Origin of the sequence: Streptococcus sp. LYSM12 (assembly GCF_004569635.1) — a bacterium.
Classification (GTDB): domain Bacteria; phylum Bacillota; class Bacilli; order Lactobacillales; family Streptococcaceae; genus Streptococcus.
In genome coordinates, this window is sequence record NZ_SPOZ01000012.1 from 58,850 (window position 1) to 76,915 (window position 18,066).

An 18,066-nucleotide genomic window follows, 5' to 3' on the forward strand; every position below is an offset into this window, starting at 1 on the left:
CTTCTAATGCCCAACACCACCTCCACTCTCTTGATTATTTTAAAATCCCCAATACAACAAGAAGCACACCAACAATCATCACGGTAAAAATCAGGGTTACTGGATTTTTACCTTTACGAATAAGTTTACACATGAGTAATGTTAATGCCATTGGGATAAATCCTGGAATGAGATTTTGAATCATTTCTTGAACAGAGATGACCAATTCTCCTTGTTTAAATTCCAAGCCAATATTCACACCAACCATGGCTGGAATCAAACCTCCAACCAAGACTAAACCTAGAGCAGTTGCCATAGTGGTAACACGATGTAAGGTGCCTCTTGTATTATTTTCTTGAATAAGCCTTGAACCTTTCGCATACCCATACTTCAAACCAATATATTTCACCGGAATATTGATAGCGTTAAAGAGCAACAAGGCGATAAAGATACCTAGAGCACCACCATTTTTGGAGTAAGAAGCACCGATACTAAAGCAGATTGGAACTAACGTCAGCCAAAACAAACTATCACCCAAACCAGCAAGTGGCCCCATAAGCCCAATTTTAATACCTGTGATTGAAGCTGCCCCTTCATTTCCCTCCTGTTCTTCCATGGCTGATGTAACCCCAAGAATGAATGGTGCTGCGGTCTGGTGAGTATTAAAAAATTCGAGGTGACGTTTCATTGCAGGAGCTGCAGAATCTTTATCAGGATACAGTTTTTTCAAAACTGGAAGAATGGTATATAAAAATCCTAAGTTTTGCATTCTTTCATAATTCCACGAAGAACCGTACATAAAGCTTCGTTTAAAAACGTTCTGAAGTTCCACCTTAGATAGTTTATTGTTCATCATAAATCAAGATCCTCCTGGCTATCAACAGCTACTGAAGTTGCTGTCTGTGATTTGCTTTCTATCATCATATCGTAGAAGAATGCTACTGCAAGACCAACGAGTGAAATACCAATCGTTGACATATTTCCATAAACCGAACAAATGAAACCAATCAATAAGAATACCCACATATTTTTCTTAAGCATCATATTTAGTAACATGCCAAAACCGATAGAGGGTAGGAGAGCCCCTGCTGAGTTAAGACCTTGCATAATAATAGGTGGTACCTTAGCAAATAGGTCTGCAACATATTCTCCTCCGAGCATAATTGTTAAGAAAATCGGTACAATTTTGAATAAGGTAATGACTACTAAACTTGAGTAATGGTAAAGACCAATTTTTGAGTAATCACCTTTTTTAGCATCATTATCTGCCTTTTTCACGAAATAAACGTCCAGTGTTTTAGCAAGTACGTCTAATTGTTGGGTTGCAACTGCGATTGGAACAGCAATTGCAATTCCTGCTGTTTCACCCTGTCCAGAAAGAATACCGAATGCTGTACCAATAATAGCACCTGAAATGGTATCTGGCGGGGTGTATCCACCGATACCCGTTACACCTAACCAGGTTAATTCAAGAGCTGCACCTATCACAACACCTTGAGTAAAATCTCCTAAAACCACTCCTACCATTGCACTTGTGACTAATGGACGATGAATCATGAACAAGGGTCCATTATAGTCAATGGTAGCAATGATACCTACTAATGTCACCAGTAATGCTTGTGTGAATAGCATATACTGCACCTCCTTATATTAGTTTATAAATATTTTTCTAGCCTTGTAATTTTGTCATTAGGAACCATTTGAATTTCAACTCGTGTCCCCTTATCAACAATCTTTTGGAAGTAGACTTTATCTTCTGCTCCTAAAGCTACTCCACCAGTTACTTTCTCATTATCATCTGTTTTACTCATTTGTCCTACATTAAGATATTCCAATACCATACCACCTGCAATGCAGTCGTACACATCTTTAGGGTTCGTATAGATAACCATCGTTTTCTTTTTTATTGGTACAGTATTTAAAATCTCTACAAATCGAGAGACACTGAAGAAAACAATTTTTAAACCAACAGGCGCTGAGATTTTCAAGATAGATTGTCTTGTTTTATCTTCAGAAATACTATCATTAACAATAATAACCTGTTCAATATCATATTTTTTCAGCCAAGTCGTAACTACTTGTCCATGAACTAATCGGTCATCTATACGAACAAATTCTATAGACATAACTCCTCCTCCTCTTCAACATTCAACTTACTTTTGACCTTAAATAATGCTCTTTGAGCATTTGAGATGATACCCTCTACATCAATTTCTACATTATAACTAGAAATCAATTCAACGAGTAAGGGAATATTAAATCCTGTCACAATGTGAACACGTTCCTGGTCAATAAACTGACTTAATGCGACATTATTGGGACTGCCACCTATCAGATCTGTAAGAATAATCACCTCACGATTTACTTTCAACAACTCTCCTACCTGTTTCTTAAAAAGTTGTTCAAAGTCGGAGATATTTTCCCCCGGCATCAAGCTTAACACCCTAACCCTATCAGTCGTTGTTTCACCGACAAACATCTCAGATGTCATCAGGGCCCCTTTGGCAAAGTCACCATGACTAGCAATTAAAATTCCTCGATTAAACAACATCTTATTCCACTACTACCCCTTTCTTCAGAATAATATTCGCATATAAGGAGGTTTCTCCTGTCGCAACTATTGCATAGGCTTTTTTACTACGTTCATAGAAATCTTCTCGCCTTAGGTAGGTGATTGTTTTAGAACTTGTTCCACTATCTTCCAGCAAACTACGATAAGAATCCCAAATCCTCGGAATATCGTCTCCTGGAACAGCATTCATTAGCTGAACTGAACTGTCAACATAAGTATCTATCGGCATCAGATACAAAATAGAGTGCAATAATTCTGGAATAGCCAAACCATCACAACGGATTAGGCGAGTGGCACATGAAACTGCAGGATAATTAGCGTCTGCTAATACTAGCTCATCTCCATGCCCCATTTCCATGAGAATTTTGATTAATTCTGGCGAAATATTCTTAGGTATATGATTTAGCATTGACAACCTCTCTATTTTCGCTGCCCGTAGGTCTTAAATTTTTCAGCCATAAGTTCCATCTCTTCTTCTGGTAGAACAAATGGATTTCCAAAACTTTTGGCAATGCAATAGATTTTTGAACAATATTCGACTTCTTCGACGATATTAAAGGCGTTAAGAAGATCTTTTGCACCTGCTAAGATACCATGATTGGCAAGCAAAACCGCTCTACGATTTTCCATAGCCTTAGCAGCATTGACTGCTAATTCCTTGGTGCCATAGGTCGCGTAGTCAGCAACTCTAACATCCTTACCCGCCACTGCAATCATATAATGGGTCGCAGGTAAAGGTTCTCTCAAGCAAGCCAAAACCGTCGCATAGGTCGTGTGAGCATGAATAATGGCATCAATATCGTCACGTGTCTGATACTGGATGAGATGCATGTACCATTCGCTAGAGGGTAACGAATGCCCCTCTACCACATGACCATCCATATCCATGATAACAATGTCCTCTTCTTTGATATCAAAGAAGTCAATTCCCGATGGGGTGATGGCCATCTGTTTTTTCTCTCGATCAAAGACACTGAGATTACCACCTGTCCCCTTTGTTAAATCTGTTTCGACTAACTTTTTACCATATTGAATCAATTCTTGTCTTATGTTTGTCATTATGCCCCTCCCCTATTTTTTATATAAAGGTCCTAAAACATCATACATCTTGAAATCAGCTGCTTCTAAATCCTTTGTACCTACCCCAGAAAAGATACTTGGACGGAACACCTTATCCTTAGGTACATTATGCAAGGCGACTGGAATACGAAGCATGCTTGCTAGTGTGATAACTTCTGCTCCGATATGCCCATGAACAAAGGCACCGTGGTTCGAACCCCAATGGTTCATGACATCATAAACCGTTTCAAAGCCTGGCTCTCCAAGATTTGGTGCAAACCACGTTGTTGGCCATGTCTTATCTGTTCGTTCATCTAAGATACGATGAACATCCTCTTCTAACAAACAAGTGTAGCCCTCTGCCAGCTGTAAAGTCGGACCAACGTCTTTTACAAGGTTGACCCGGATTAAGGTCACTGGTAACTCTGCACTGGTTTTAAAATGTGATGAGAATCCGCCACCCCTAAAATATTCATAATTGGCACGACACCAGTCTGTTGCTTCTAAGCAAGCGCTAATATCTTTTTCCGTCATCTCCCAGAACGTTTTCATGGTTGGCTGACCCAATTCATCTCTAGCTGCTGCACTACCATCGAGAGCCGAAGCTCCTGAGTTTATTAAGTGCAAGATACCATGCTTAGCATGCCCATCCAAGCTTTTTCCAGTAACACGTTTAACAGCTTCAGGACTCCAGTAAGTTCTCACATCTGAAAAGATTGGTGCCTTATTGGTCAAGAGTGTTCCAAACAACATAGACACACCATTCAAGGTATCATTTTCAGTCGCAAAGGCTGTGACTGGTCGAGGCCCATCCCAGTCAAAGGTTGATGCTAGGATAGCTTCAGCAAAATCGCCATTTGGCAACCAGTCTGTCCATTGACGCTGGCCTTGGAAACCACCTGAAATGGCATTACGACCTCTCGCTTCTTCTTCCCAACCAATATCAGCAAGCGCTGGGTTACCAAAGAGAATATCACGGATAATCAAGGTTTGCTTGGCGATAAATTCCCAGTCCTTATCCGCTGGAATAATCTTGGACTTGGTAATCACATCTGGGTAATCTTTCCCTATGTTGATGTCAATTCCCTCTTTACAATTATCCTTGATCCAAGCAAGAGCCTTGTCATATTCGTCTTTATCGTAAATTTCTAGTTGTATCCGACGGAGAATTTCTGTCATATCAACAAATTCAACCATCATGCCAAGGTAATCCTCAAAAAAGCTACTATCAACTTGTGAACCTGCAATCCCCATTGAAGAAGCACCGATGTTGACATAAGACTTACCTTTCATCTGACCAACTGCCACTGCCCCTTTGACAAAGAGGAGAATTTTCTCTGCCACATCTACTGGGATACTGTGATCATCAAGATCTTGCACATCTCGTCCATAAATCTTAAAGGCAGGATAACCTTTTTGCACATAACCACTCATAGCAGCAGCTAGATAAACAGCACCTGGACGCTCTGTACCATTAAATCCCCAAATGGCTTTTAGGGTATTGGGGGACATGTCCATTGTTTCTGTACCGTAGCACCAGCTTGGAGTAAGGGTTAAGGTGGCTACAACATTTTGATTAGCAAATTCTTGGTCAACTATGCTGGCATCTCCCCGTCCGCCAATACTTCTACTAGCAACAAGACACTGGACTGGTGTCCCGTCAGCGTAGTAAAGGGAAGATTCAATCAAGGCTTTAGCTGATTCAGCCATCTGCATGGTTTTCGCCTCAAGAGATTCACGCACACCGCCCTGACGACCATCGATCGTTGGACGAATACCAATTTTAGGATAATGGATCATGTTCGACACTCACTTTCTTTTCATTTGATTTGGGTTGATAACGTGTTAATGGGAATGATTTAGCGACCAGTTGCCTAGCTTCTGTCATATCTTTGATCTGTCCCATAGCAACCAGTTGAACAAGACTGTTACCAATAGCCGTAGCTTCTGACAAGCCTGTCAGAACTTCTTTGCCAGTCATATCTGCCGTTAGTTGAGCCAGATAGCTAGACTTCGACCCACCACCAATCAGGTAAATGAACGAATAAGTCTTCTCTGTCAGCGCTTCTAACTTCACAACAACATCGTGGTACTTCTTAGCGAGGCTATGGTAGGCTGATTTGAATAAGGAGGCTGGTGTGACCGGGAGTTCTTGACCTGTTCTTTCAGCATAAGCCTGAATTTTTGCAATCATTTCTCCCGGCTCTGCAAACTCTGGACTATCTGTGTCAAAGAAGACAATATCCGTGTCTTCTTGAACCAAGCTAGCAATTTCATCGTAACTATACGGCTGATTGAAGCTTGCATATTCTCGTCGTAATTCCTCCACAATCCACAAGCCAGTACAGTTTTTCAAAAAAGTTATTTGACCGTCCTCACCTAGTTCATTGGTAAATTGGTGGTTTTGGGAAGCTTCATTGATAATCGGTTTATCAAGCAAAATCCCAATCAAAGACCATGTCCCAGACGAAATAAACAGGGCTGACTGGTCTTCAAGGGGAATACTAGCGATGGCACTTGCCGTATCATGTGATAAGACTGTCACAACTTGAACAGAGCCTTTTTGAAAATCTTTTTTGATAACCCCCAGACACACTCCCTCCTTAACTAAAGGGGGACAAATCGCCAGAGGGATGTCAAAAGCTTTTAATACTTTCTCATTCCAATTCTTATACTGGAGACTTAACATTTGTGTCGTCGAAGCAATACTTAATTCAGCCACTTTCTGACCTGTTAAAAGATAATTAAACAAATCGGGCATTAACAAAAATGTACTGGTCTGAAAATAATCACTGGGCGTCCTGCTCTTGCTAGAAACCAGCTGAAACAAGGTATTCATTTCCATTAACTGATTCCCCGTTTCAGCATACAAGTCAGTCAAAGAAAAGTACTCTGATACCTTGTCTACTATCCCTTTCGTCCGACAATCTCTATAATGAACCGGAGAGGTGATTAATTCTCCCTTACCGTCAAGTAAGCCATAATCAACACCCCAGGTATCAATCCCAACCGATAGTAACTCGGCTTTTTCTTGAGCCATATCGATGCTTTCCAAAATGCGTTCAAACAAAAATGGGAGATCCCAACACAAGTGACCTTTATAACGAATCGGACTATTCTGAAAGCGATTGATTTCTTCAATCACCAGACGATCATCTTGTACACTTGCTAAAACAGCTCGACCAGAAGTAGCTCCAAAATCCATTGCTAACACTGCTTTCATTTACAGCTCCTTTGTAATCGCTTTTTTTAACTATATTATGGTACGAATCATTTCAAAAATCAATACTTGAACGATATATTGAAAAAAAATCATTTTTACCCCGCTTTTTCATTCACATTTGAACTTTTTTTGTTTATAATACTCTTAGCATTTAAGGAGATTGTTTATGAATCAAACAGAACGTATCCGCAATATTACAAAAATTATCTCAAATAAACGACGGATTTCGATTAAAGAATTATCTCAGAAAACCTTTTACAGCACTTCCACACTGCGTAGAGATTTGATTTTTCTAGAAAATCAAGGATACATCACCCGAAAACATGGTGAAGTTATTCTAAATTCTTTCAATACAAAAGAAATGTCCCACTATATCCGGGAAAGTGAAAACCGTGTTTCTAAAAGAACCATTGCCAGTTTGGCAAAACAGTTTGTCAAATCAGGGATGTGCATCTTCTTAGATGCCAGTACAACTGTTTACGAACTTTGTCCTTATCTATGTGAAATCGAAAACCTCATTGTCTTTACAAATGGCTTAAATACTGCTCAAAAATTATCAGAATTCGCCAATCCAAGCATGAAAATTTTTATCACAGGAGGCGAAATCAAACATTACTCTTCTTCAGTAATCAATTTAGATATAGAGCATTCATTAATAAATCATTTCAACATTGACTTAGCTATCTGCTCAGCAACAGGAATAGATGACCACTTTGTCTATGAAGCTTCCCTTAGTCAGGCGATGTCTAAAAAACGAGTCATGGATAAAGCTACTGAAACCCTCTTATTAATTGATAGTTCAAAATTCTATCATACTGGATTCTTTAAGATTAACAGCATCAATCACTATAAAGCGATCATTTCTGACAAATTCCCCCCTACCAATCTACTAAAAAATTGTGAAGACCAAGGGGTTGACTGGATTAGTAAATAAATAGCTTTTATCAACTTCCAAACAAATCCTAACGTTCGTATAAAACGATAATCCAACACTTTTACTTATCAACATAAAGCAAATCCCCCTTGAAGCCAAACGCTTTCAAGGGGGATTCTAATATTTCTTTGTATCGTCTTTTAGTTTCTAGGCAACGAGCTGTAGGCTGTACTGGAGTACAGCAAAGCGAGTGAACGAAGTATTAAAAGATAAACGAAATGACTATATCACTTGACTACTACTCATTCTCATTTAAAATCAAAATTAGCATTTCTTACTACTTCCTTAAGTTGTGCGGACGGATACGGAGTTTCATTCCTCATTTTCGGGCTAAAGGTTTTGAAAATCCCGTCCTCAGCCACAAGGTATTCATTGCCGGGGATACCACTACGGCGGAAGTAGCCTTTTAGCTCACTACGTTCGCTTTCCCTTGAAAATTAGTTTAAAAATTCGCTATTTTTGAAATTAGTTAAGTATCATTTTCCCAGATAAACCATTTTTAGAAGACAGAAAAAGAACGCATTCATTCCCATTCACCCTTATTGTATTGCACGTTAACGTGACAAATTCGAGCATTCTAGCGGTGATATCAAAAACGGGAGTGGGAAAGAACTCGATAGTTCAAAAAAAAGAGTTGGATTTTCCTTATTTCCTACATTCTAGCTTCGGGCTGAAACGGTCTATTCCCAGACCATTTCACCCCCCACACCGCACAGCTCCAACAGTCAGAATCGTGACTGTTAGAGGTTGGAAAGGAAGCGAATTCGTTCGCATCAGTCATAGAGGTTAGATTTGGGGTAGGAAACACGAACAAATATGAGTAAAAAGCTCCAGTGGAGCTTTTTAGTCTGCTCCCTGAAAAAAGAGCAGCATGTCATTTCCAACCGTCAAGGGCATGATAGCCATTGAAGCAATCAACCACTGCGTCAACGTCATTCGGTTCATAAAGCTAAAAAAATCTGGGACTTTTCCCAGCCTCGGGGAGGGGCTAGGCAAGACAACGAGTAAATACCTCCTAGCGTTTTCAACGTCCTCGATAAATAGCTCAAGCGCCTACAGCACCACGGAAATATTGTATGTTTTGTTAGAGCAACTCTCTGATATGTATTGGATAAATAAATATATTTAGTGCTGAGCTAATTAATATTTTCCAGTAGCGAGGGGTCAATAATTAGCTCCCTCTCTATGTCAGAAGCAATTCCTGTTATAGTAGTTATGCCATGCATCCCCAACAAAGCAGGCTCCCTATCTAGAACCTCCCCTGTTTCTTTACAGAAAAAATTATTCTTTAAGTGGATTTTATAGAAACCAAAATCAAGATTCATTTCTTCCTCAGTTAAAGGAATATTAGAGATAGTATAAAAATATCCTTTCTTCCAATAATCTTGACTAACAATAGATGGAGGAATTAATAAATTGTTATAATCTGGATAATAATTATCTATTGTCTTTTCGTTCGTTCGACATTTGAAGATAAAAATGACATGCTTTCCCTCGACAAATGTATCTGGAACCTTTCTGACAATTTTTGAAACAATGACCTTGCCATAGAAATAAATACCAGACCTAGGAGAGACAAGAAAAACATCTCCTTCTTTGGGTTCAAGCTTACTTTTCTTAATAACTTGTAGTTGATGAGTAGAAAGTCTGTTCACAAAAAAGTTGTCTAATGCATTCTGAGTTTCCTTATCTAAATTATCATAACGCTCTTTTATTCTTTTTGCCATTAAATTTATATTTGACATTATTTACCTCCATTTATATAATTGTCAGCCCATTTCATCGCATCATCATACATTTTATTCTTCGGACTGATACTATTAATTTTATTTAATTGATTAAAGTTGCTGTTTTCTATATAATACTGTTCAACCGCTCGTGCCTGATTTCTTGTTAATCCATTGTATTGTTCATCTAGATGTGAAAAATTTTTACCTTGGCGATTATGTTGGGATAATCTCGCATCTCTTACTTAGTTATCCCAGTATAGACTGAATCTCCTGTTTTAGCATCAATACCATAATAAACGCTATTGTCAGCATTTCCTTTATTTAACCATTTATCAAAATTTTTATTTTTAGGTGATGATGAGCTGTTTTTAGACACTTCAAGCCTTGATGTATCCGTTCTTGCATCATTTAGTACTTTCTGCGAGGAGGACTTAGCCGGCGTTATATCTCTAACTGGTCTCTGATGTATATAGTCCGCATCTAACACTTCACCTGTCGTTGGTTTAGCTGTATTCACATCCGCCTTAGGAGCTTTCTTAGGTGATACACTGCCTGCTCCATTGCTGACAAGATTGTAGGCAAAGTTCATGGCAACTGTTTGACCAGTAATCTTATTCCCTGTTGCTAAATCGAGACCTATATCAACTGCAATTTCAATACCAGCTTCAACGCCTACCTTAGCTACTTGACGGACTGCCTGATTGCTAATGTTCTGTGTAACGCTAGTCGCTACACCAGCACCTGCTCCCATAAATGAGCCACCCGCAAAACCAGTAATAGCTCCTAGACCTGCTCCTTTTCCAATCGAGCCTACTAATGCCCAACCTCGTTGTCCAGAGCTGTAGGCATCATAACCAGAGATAATGGCTCCTGAAGCGGCTCCTCCAATAGCCATAGCAAGTGGACCACCTGTTGCCACGGTAAGAGCAATTCCAACACCAATAGCCCCTGCAGTTACTGCAACCTTCTTCCAGTCAATCTTCTTGGCAGCTTTTACAATTTGCTTGCCAACTCGCTTGGCTGTTGTACACACATGCCACAAGGTCTTGGCAAGGGCAGCACCCCAGTTCCGAAGAAGGTTTCTCCCTTCTCGGATCTTTGGTGTCCCCTTCATACCAGTTGCCTGAGTAAACTCATCTTAAACAGCTTGTTGGCGCTGGGCTTGAATTTGTTCCTGCAACTATAATTTCACAAATAAAGCAAGAGTATCTGCCATCAATAAAATTCTATTCAATCAACTACTAATTTTCAATATCTTAAAACATCCTTCATAAATATTAATATTAATTTTAATTTAAGATGATTTATAATTTGAATTTTTCAAGAACATTAATGCTTAATCTTCCTATTGTTTTATTTTTCTCATGGTTAGATAATTTTTTCAAAAAATCTATCCCTCGTGGAAATTGATATAAAAGATACCTATACTTAGATGAATCAAACGAAATTAAAGATATGAGTACTTGTTCAAGTACCTCCTCATCAGTACAGAATATTAAATTCATTAGTAGAATAAAGGCATTCAAGTCATCATACCCGTCTAAGCAGTAAGCTAACTTGAACTTGTAGGATGGTTCTTTAATCTTACATCCGTCATATAATTTTTTCCACTCATCTTGATTTAAAGATGGTAGGAGGGTATCCATAATATATTCAACATCCACATCATAAAATGTATCACCTAAATAAGGGTGTGACAAAATTTTATCTAACTCTTTATAGTAGTTCATCTAAAATCCCCCTGGATAAGAAAGATTATTACCTGTAGGATAGGCACTAATAACATCAGTTCCACTCAACTGTCACGAAAAGAGAGCTATCAAATCATCAGTAGTCAGCGCAGAAACAATGATTGAGTCAGCTGTTTCTTTTTGAACCTTACTGGATAGTTTTTTCAAACCATCTCTAAAAGCTATATCCGCAATTACTAAGTCCTGTGTTTCAGACATAACTAACAGGCGAAACTCCTCTATTGGGTTCCCATCTACTTGGTATTTCCTTTCAGGATATTTTGGAAAAGAGATTTTTTCATTACTCTCCACTAAAGGAAATACTCCTACGAATTCTGAACCATTTTCATAAAAATTAGGTTCTATTTCTATCGGTTTTTGAAATAATTTTTTGAACATCTTTAACCTCCAAAATGTACTAAATCATAAGGGTAATATTTGTGGTCGCTAAAAGAATCATCAGGTATGTTGAGTACTTTTACCAGTGCAGCGATTTCTAAAGCCCAGTAGCCGAAATAAAACGGTTCCTCCTCTTTATCATAGCCAAAGAAATAACTACTTCTTTGACTTCTATACCAATTCGATAGCTGTTTAGAAATAATAGCTTCTCTCTCGTCAGGTTTATTGTAGAATTCTGCAATCCATGGTCTAAACCTTTTAATATCTTTATAAAGACGTACATCAATATCTGTATTTTTATTCACAAAAATCTCAACTAAACTATATGAAATATCATATTGTTCTATGAGCGAAAGTAATTCCTCATCCTCAGATAAATCAATATTTAATAAAGTACCTAACGCTATAAACTGAACACTGTTTGTATCAATAATTTCTGAAAAAGCCGCTTTAAATTTTGGAATACAATTAATATACTCCTCTTTAATCACTGCTAAATTATCGCCTTTAGAATATCTTGCAATTAGGATTTCGACAGAGATTCTAAAAATAGTATTCTTTAATGACTTTATAACCTTTTCTTTTGATGCCTCTATTTGATATAAGGTCTTCTCATAATATGCTAAATCTTCAATTTGATTTGACAGATATAGATCAAAATAATTATTATCTTTTAATTTATCACGAATCATAAACTTCTCCGAACTATGGTAGTACACTAGATTTAATACTTCCATCAGGCATAACTCGAACTAATAAGCTATCGTATCCTTGCCTATTAATTACTTTTGTAATATCTGCACCCACTGCATTTTGTAATCTCTTATCAATCCAGCTGCTACTCATCTGAGGTCCATCTTGTGTATTACCTAACTTTGCCGTATTATATTTAGCTTCTGCTACCACATAAGTATCTGTGTTCTTATTATAATAAACACCATCAATTCCCTGATGTCCTTTATCATCTATACTTGATACCCTATCTTTATACCCTATCTTTGCTTACTCTTGTAAAGCCTCTCTCTTCCATATAACGATCCATCTTCAGCTCTCCATAATTACCTTTTTGATTATTATTTGTCAGAGGCGTTGTACCATTCTCAACATTTTGAATCGCTTTTATAGTCTGTTCACGACGAAGATGTTCGTCAAAGTTTGAACTATTTCTTGGTTTTCTGCTATCTTCAATATTAGAAAGAACTCTACGTCTAATATCTTCAGCTGATTCAGAAGAAGTAGATTTAGTTACTTTACCAGCTGATACATCCCCAGACTTCGGCCTGCTGGTATTGACATCTGCCTTAGCACCTTTAGCCCCACGAGCTGAAACTCCCTCAGATACCGCATCAATCGCAAGACTGGTCATGATGCTACCTGGGGGGTAACCTTACCACCTTGTGCCGCATCCACAATGGTATCAACCGCAGTTTCCCCAAAGGTATCGACCGCATAGCGTGCTGCTGAACCACTGACGGATGACATTGCTGCACCGAAGCCTCCAAGAAGACCTCCCGTTGCTCCTCCTGCAACGAAACCGTTTACTGCTCCATTCCATGTATTCGCAAGGATATCTTTAGGCTTGTCCCCTGAAAGAACGCTTGTAGTAAAGCCACTTGAACCGCCTTTGCTTTTAGGGACAATATGATCTATCTACCACTCGTTAGAATCTGGTGTAACCCCTTTTTAGCTTTTTGAGGTTGATATAGAATTTCTCCATAACCAACCCGAAATTAAATACTATCCTTAATATCTTCAATATTCCCTACAAGTTGTGTGATAAGCATTAAGTATTCAGCAATACCTCCTTTTTCAAGAAACTTAATATCTTTTGATGCCCCCAAAGCTAATAACGGAACAAATGTAAAACACTCAGAATACTCTAATTCTCCAACACTAAGGACAGCTTCCTTATATAAATCTAATTCAAAATATTTTGAAAGAAAATAAGAATCATCTAAAAATTTAAAGAAAAATCTATTAGCACCTAACATAGCTTGAGCATAACCATCTTTATATTTAACAATGTAAATGACATTATATTCCCCATTGAATTTTGTCAATGTAATCACATCCCCAAATCCCGTCACAAAAAGCGGTATACAATCCTCACCAAGTACAAAGGTACTTTCAACAAAAGAAATAAAACTATCTGGGTTGACAGACTTTAAATAACCATTCAAAGTCGTTGCAATACCGTATTCCTTCCAAAAATCAATCATAATTTCAGGTACTTTATTACGATATTTTTCGATAATATCATTTGGCATATCTGCTAACTTTACAAATTCAATCATAACTATCTCCCTATGGAACTAATTTTACATCCAAATAAATTTTACTTAGATTGTCATAAGGTGTCGTCCTAACAATTTCATCGACAACCTCATCTACTGCTCCAATTCTAGTCTTCCACTGCGAACCAATAGAAGAATTTACTCCTGCATCCCCAACTCCTGTAACATTATTCATAAAACCTCCAGCAACTTGATCAGGGTCATGTAGTGCAGCTTGAGTATCTAACCAATTCTTAGCTTGTCGTTCAGCTTCTTCTAAAGAATCTACTGTTTCATTTGATAACAACTCCGACACTTTGTTGTTATAAGCATTATCCCGTGCTGCTTGTTGGGCAGCATTACCAGCTGACGAACGACCATTAGCTAAGTAATCTCCCCTATTTTTTACATAGTCTTCTACCGTAAGTTTATTCATGCCATCTTGTTGATTTTTTAGTTGGCGAGAAAACTCATCAGCATCATGTTTCGCATTTCTATTAAACTGAATCTCTACTTCTGGAGTTCTGTTCACATTACCTGCTTTAGGCTTACTAATATTGACATCGGCCTTGGAGCCTTTAGCTCCTCGTGTTGGAATACCTTCTGATACCGCATTAATCGCAAGACTGGTCATGATGCTACCTGGGGTAACCTTACCACCTTGTGCCGCATCCACAATGGTATCAACCGCAGTTTCCCCAAAGGTATCGACCGCATAGCGTGCTGCTGAACCGCTGACGGATGACGTTGCTGCACCGAAGCCTCCAAGAAGACCTCCCGTTGCTCCTCCTGCAACGAAACCGTTTACTGCTCCATTCCAAGTATTCGCAAGGATATCTTTAGGCTTGTCTCCTGAAAGAACGCTTGTGGTGAAACCGCTAACTGCTCCTCCAGCTGCTCCGGCAGTTGCTCCAATCGCTGCCGCTGTCACAACGGTTGCTGCGGCACCACTTAAACCTAGACCACTAACACCTGCCGCAATAAGTGGACCAGCTGCTCCTGCTGTCGCTACTGTGACAGCTACTGCTGCTACTGTAGCGGTAGCCACAATCGCTACCTTCTTCCAGTCAATCTTCTTAGCAGCTTTTACAATCTGCTTACCAACTCGCTTGGCTGTTGTACACACATGTCTCAAGGTCTTGGTAAGAGCAGCACCCCAGTTCCGAAGAAGGTTCTTCCCTTCTCGGCTCTTCGGTGTGCCTTTCATACCAGTTGCTTGGGGAAATTCATCTCGAACAGCCTGCTCACGCTGAGCTTGAATTTGCGCCTACATCTGCTGGTACTGAGCTGGGGCATAATCACTCGCACTTTGATAGGCTTGCTGGCCAGCGTGGTAAATAGTATTCCATTTCTGACCAATCCAGTTTGTGGCATTCTTATTCTTTAATAAAAACTTGATATTCTTGAAAATCCCAGACTGAAATATTCGAAAAAGAAAGAAGTAGAACAAATAGATTCAAACCTATTATTATTAGATAATGTACCTCATCACTAGTTATAATACCATATATCATCGCTAATACAATAAATAATATTAAAATGTGGCTAATTGTTTTTCCAAAAATATACTTCCAATTTACAGGAACTAATCTAACTAATATATAAGAATCTTTCCCCTCTTGAATATCTAACGATAAATTCTGAGAGTATAAAATTCTAAAGCTTATGATAAGTATAAAACTCATCAATAACGGAACAATCTTAAATATTCCTTCAATATCTGGAATACTTAACTGTAAATACTGCACTAAACGTCGCCTCAATATCGTAGTAGCAAGAAAGATTGACAAGCCTACTGAAAAAAACGATAAGAACTTAGCGAAGAATAATCTAACTTTTTACTTACATTATCAGGTAATTGATAACATTTATAAACTTTACAATAGGCTAAGATAGGGAATAAGTAAGCACTAATATTAGAATCACAATCCAGCAGATAAACTTTATTTTGGAATTCAAAAGTACGATACCTAATATTTTTATTTATTTTATTCAAACTAATCTTGTTCATACTTTACACCAATATAAATAACTTTCTTCTAGGAGGATTGAATAATTTATTCAATCCCTTATCAATCTTACTTCCTACCCAGTCAAGGCCATCACGGATACGTAGAAAATTGGAATTATAAGCTGCGTCAAAAGCAAATCCTGCGCCTTTTCCAATCGCTCCTGCTAGTGCCCAACCGCTATTGTTACATCGCCCCAATTTGCCCGCTTTTTAATATATTGACCTACATATCTATTTCGTATTCTATTTTAGTATAATATCCTAACGCAAATATGAAATATCCAAGTAACGAAAATCCATTTAAGAAATGATATATTAGATTGTGTTCATTTTCTAGAAGAATAATCTTGGACAATACAACGAAACAAAATAACATCACTAAACTCAACCACCAGAGTATCAAAATCGATATATCCTTACATCGCAAAATAGTCTTCCCTACTGGCTTTGTAATAAATTGTTTCATTAACAAAGATTTACGATAGAAGTAGATTCGTAAGAAAATAATAGCTAGTACAATAAATAAATAAAACAATAGATTTGAAATATACGAAATAGTTCCAAATCCATCAGGCACCATCCGTGCAAATACTGCAGCTCCTAAGCTAATATAAAATGGTGGAGAGATAAATTTATTTACTTCTTTTGTTGACAAAACATCGGTCTTAAGATTTATATAATCTTGTTGACTAACCAAATAAATCCGTTTTTTAAACAAAGGACCAAGAATAGGAAAGAGAAAAGTTATCAGACCATTTTCTATATCAACTATATAATGATTACCACCATGTTCAAATAATTTATACCTCGGTTGTAATTTAATAGCATAAAGATTTATTATTGACATATTGAATATCCTCCTTAATAATTTGGCGGTAAAGGAATTAATGGTTCTTTCTTCAGTGGAGGAATAGGTTCTTTACCATCATAATGGTCAATCCCATCAATAATCTTACCAAATCCATCTATACCTGTTCTAAGCAAAGATTTTTTATCTTGATACATTTTATCAAACCACAGACCTACACCTATCGCAGCCGCTGTACCAGCAACAATAGGAACCCATGCAGGAGCTGTTACCCCAGCCACAGCAGCACCAACTCCTACAGCCGCTGCACCTAGAGCATATCCTGCACCGGTAGCAACTGCACTTCCTGCTGTATGTACTAAGGCTTGTCCAAATGTTTCCCCTTGATTAACGCTGTCCCAAACTTGTAAACCAAATGTTGCAACTTTCGTTACTGGATGGTTAAAGAATTTTGAAGCTTTGGACAAGAATTTTCCAGCTTTTGTAAATTGAGCTCCTAAACGATATGTGGCGCTAGTTCTATCAACAGAAACTCCATGTTTGATGGAATGAACAAAAGGTTTAAAGAATTGTTGCGCAGTTCTCATTGCTTTACTAGCTAAGCCTAATCCATCAGATACATCAGTTGCTATTCCCAAAACATCAGTAACATTATTAGTTGCAGAAACGGCATCAGTTATCACCTTCTTCCAATCAACTTTTTTCAAAAAATTCATGGTCTGCTTACCGACACGATCGGCGGTCGTACAGACATGCCGAATGGTTTCCTCCAGTGATTTAGTCCAGTTGCGTGCGATGTTGGCTGCCTCTTTAGACTTGGATACTCCCCAATTATAGACAGACTGTCCTGTGCTCTTAGCTTCTTCCCAAGCATTGTTCGCTGTCTGAGTGACTTGTTGATATTTCTGTTCTACGTAGGTACTTGCTCCTTGATAGGTGCGCTGGGCGGCCTGATAAACGGGGGTCTGGGTAAAATTATTCCATTGTTGAACAGCCCAATTTTTGGCATTGGTAGCTTGATTTCCAACCCAATTTACCACCTTTTTCCCGAGATGAATAGCAGAATCAATCGTATTCCCTACAAATCTCTCAGCCTTGTGATAGAGTTTCTTAGCACCATTCCACAAGTTATTGCCGAATTTCTTAGCACCTTTCCATAGCTTATTCCAGAAATGCCCACTCGGGTCGGTGTAATTCACCGGATTGTTATGGACATAGGCATAGCGGTTCTGACTGAGGGGGTCTGTTGCTTGACCCGCATAGCTATCCTCGGTTAAGAAAATGCCAGCCCTGCTATCATAATATCTTGCACGCAGGTAGTCAAGACCTGTGATGTCCCTTGCTTCCC

At 38.4% G+C, this 18,066-nt stretch carries 22 protein-coding genes; 1 reads left to right on the forward strand and 21 read right to left on the reverse strand.

Translation table 11 applies throughout. From position 1 onward, the window contains the following. Positions 1-34 precede the first annotated feature (34 nt). The 8 genes from E4T79_RS05275 to E4T79_RS05310 are packed head-to-tail and all read right to left on the reverse strand — an operon-like array spanning position 35 to position 6,833. Positions 35-835: a PTS system mannose/fructose/sorbose family transporter subunit IID gene (locus E4T79_RS05275; protein ID WP_135028356.1), complete on the reverse strand. Its 801-nt coding sequence runs from the start codon at positions 833-835 to the stop codon at positions 35-37. Next, the gene (locus E4T79_RS05280) at positions 832-1,611 is read right to left on the reverse strand and encodes a PTS mannose/fructose/sorbose/N-acetylgalactosamine transporter subunit IIC (protein ID WP_135028358.1); all 780 of its coding nucleotides are present in this window, start codon (positions 1,609-1,611) and stop codon (positions 832-834) included. Before E4T79_RS05280 ends, E4T79_RS05275 begins: the two co-directional genes overlap by 4 nt. A gap of 23 nt (positions 1,612-1,634) precedes the next feature. Continuing rightward, positions 1,635-2,105 (reverse strand): PTS sugar transporter subunit IIB, encoded by a 471-nt coding sequence (locus E4T79_RS05285; RefSeq protein ID WP_135028360.1) that lies wholly within the window; start codon positions 2,103-2,105, stop codon positions 1,635-1,637. After that, positions 2,096-2,530, reverse strand: coding sequence for a PTS sugar transporter subunit IIA (locus E4T79_RS05290; RefSeq protein ID WP_135028368.1), 435 nt, complete (start codon positions 2,528-2,530; stop codon positions 2,096-2,098). The genes E4T79_RS05285 and E4T79_RS05290 overlap by 10 nt, the downstream gene beginning before the upstream one ends. 1 nt (position 2,531) lies before the next feature. Continuing rightward, the gene (locus E4T79_RS05295) at positions 2,532-2,960 is read right to left on the reverse strand and encodes an RbsD/FucU family protein (RefSeq protein WP_135028370.1); all 429 of its coding nucleotides are present in this window, start codon (positions 2,958-2,960) and stop codon (positions 2,532-2,534) included. An 11-nt stretch (positions 2,961-2,971) separates the two neighbouring features. After that, a complete protein-coding gene (locus E4T79_RS05300; RefSeq protein ID WP_135028372.1) occupies positions 2,972-3,610 on the reverse strand; it encodes an L-fuculose-phosphate aldolase in 639 nt (212 codons plus the stop codon). 12 nt (positions 3,611-3,622) lie between these two features. After that, complete coding sequence (locus E4T79_RS05305) at positions 3,623-5,410, reverse strand: L-fucose isomerase (RefSeq protein ID WP_194183789.1); 1,788 nt, start codon at positions 5,408-5,410, stop codon at positions 3,623-3,625. Then, complete coding sequence (locus E4T79_RS05310; protein WP_135028374.1) at positions 5,394-6,833, reverse strand: rhamnulokinase family protein; 1,440 nt, start codon at positions 6,831-6,833, stop codon at positions 5,394-5,396. The genes E4T79_RS05305 and E4T79_RS05310 overlap by 17 nt, the downstream gene beginning before the upstream one ends. A 166-nt stretch (positions 6,834-6,999) precedes the next feature. Here E4T79_RS05310 and E4T79_RS05315 point away from each other — a divergent pair, with 166 nt between their 5' ends. After that, positions 7,000-7,767, forward strand: coding sequence for a DeoR/GlpR family DNA-binding transcription regulator (locus E4T79_RS05315; RefSeq protein ID WP_135028376.1), 768 nt, complete (start codon positions 7,000-7,002; stop codon positions 7,765-7,767). A 1,136-nt stretch (positions 7,768-8,903) separates the two neighbouring features. On the opposite strand, the gene E4T79_RS05320 is transcribed toward E4T79_RS05315, so the two are convergent. From E4T79_RS05320 to E4T79_RS05380, 13 genes are all read right to left on the reverse strand, one after another. Next, on the reverse strand, positions 8,904-9,512 hold the full coding sequence (locus E4T79_RS05320) for an immunity 26/phosphotriesterase HocA family protein (RefSeq protein ID WP_135028378.1): 609 nt from the start codon (positions 9,510-9,512) through the stop codon (positions 8,904-8,906). Positions 9,513-9,735: 223 nt separating this feature from the next. Beyond that, positions 9,736-10,611: a hypothetical protein gene (locus E4T79_RS05325; RefSeq protein ID WP_194183787.1), complete on the reverse strand. Its 876-nt coding sequence runs from the start codon at positions 10,609-10,611 to the stop codon at positions 9,736-9,738. A gap of 190 nt (positions 10,612-10,801) precedes the next feature. Continuing rightward, entirely contained in the window at positions 10,802-11,227 is a 426-nt protein-coding gene (locus tag E4T79_RS05330) for a hypothetical protein (RefSeq protein ID WP_135028380.1), read from the reverse strand. Positions 11,228-11,299: 72 nt separating this feature from the next. Continuing rightward, entirely contained in the window at positions 11,300-11,626 is a 327-nt protein-coding gene (locus E4T79_RS05335) for a hypothetical protein (protein ID WP_135028382.1), read from the reverse strand. A 2-nt stretch (positions 11,627-11,628) separates the two neighbouring features. After that, complete coding sequence (locus E4T79_RS05340; RefSeq protein WP_167752628.1) at positions 11,629-12,318, reverse strand: PoNe immunity protein domain-containing protein; 690 nt, start codon at positions 12,316-12,318, stop codon at positions 11,629-11,631. Between the two features lie 13 nt (positions 12,319-12,331). Next, positions 12,332-12,532: a hypothetical protein gene (locus E4T79_RS05345; protein ID WP_209304549.1), complete on the reverse strand. Its 201-nt coding sequence runs from the start codon at positions 12,530-12,532 to the stop codon at positions 12,332-12,334. A 79-nt stretch (positions 12,533-12,611) separates the two neighbouring features. Next, positions 12,612-12,992, reverse strand: a complete 381-nt coding sequence (locus E4T79_RS05350) for a hypothetical protein (RefSeq protein ID WP_135028386.1) — start codon at positions 12,990-12,992, stop codon at positions 12,612-12,614. Between the two features lie 364 nt (positions 12,993-13,356). Further along, complete coding sequence (locus E4T79_RS05355; protein WP_135028388.1) at positions 13,357-13,920, reverse strand: T6SS immunity protein Tdi1 domain-containing protein; 564 nt, start codon at positions 13,918-13,920, stop codon at positions 13,357-13,359. 10 nt (positions 13,921-13,930) lie between these two features. Next, positions 13,931-15,106: a polymorphic toxin type 15 domain-containing protein gene (locus E4T79_RS11230; protein ID WP_209304550.1), complete on the reverse strand. Its 1,176-nt coding sequence runs from the start codon at positions 15,104-15,106 to the stop codon at positions 13,931-13,933. Between the two features lie 169 nt (positions 15,107-15,275). Continuing rightward, positions 15,276-15,689, reverse strand: coding sequence for a DUF443 family protein (locus E4T79_RS05365; protein ID WP_135028390.1), 414 nt, complete (start codon positions 15,687-15,689; stop codon positions 15,276-15,278). Positions 15,690-15,913: 224 nt separating this feature from the next. After that, entirely contained in the window at positions 15,914-16,108 is a 195-nt protein-coding gene (locus tag E4T79_RS05370; protein WP_135028392.1) for a hypothetical protein, read from the reverse strand. Positions 16,109-16,133: 25 nt separating this feature from the next. Beyond that, positions 16,134-16,757, reverse strand: coding sequence for a DUF443 family protein (locus E4T79_RS05375; protein ID WP_135028394.1), 624 nt, complete (start codon positions 16,755-16,757; stop codon positions 16,134-16,136). 14 nt (positions 16,758-16,771) lie between these two features. Next, positions 16,772-18,066: RHS repeat-associated core domain-containing protein (locus E4T79_RS05380; RefSeq protein WP_135028396.1), on the reverse strand; the 1,295-nt coding region annotated here is incomplete at its 5' end.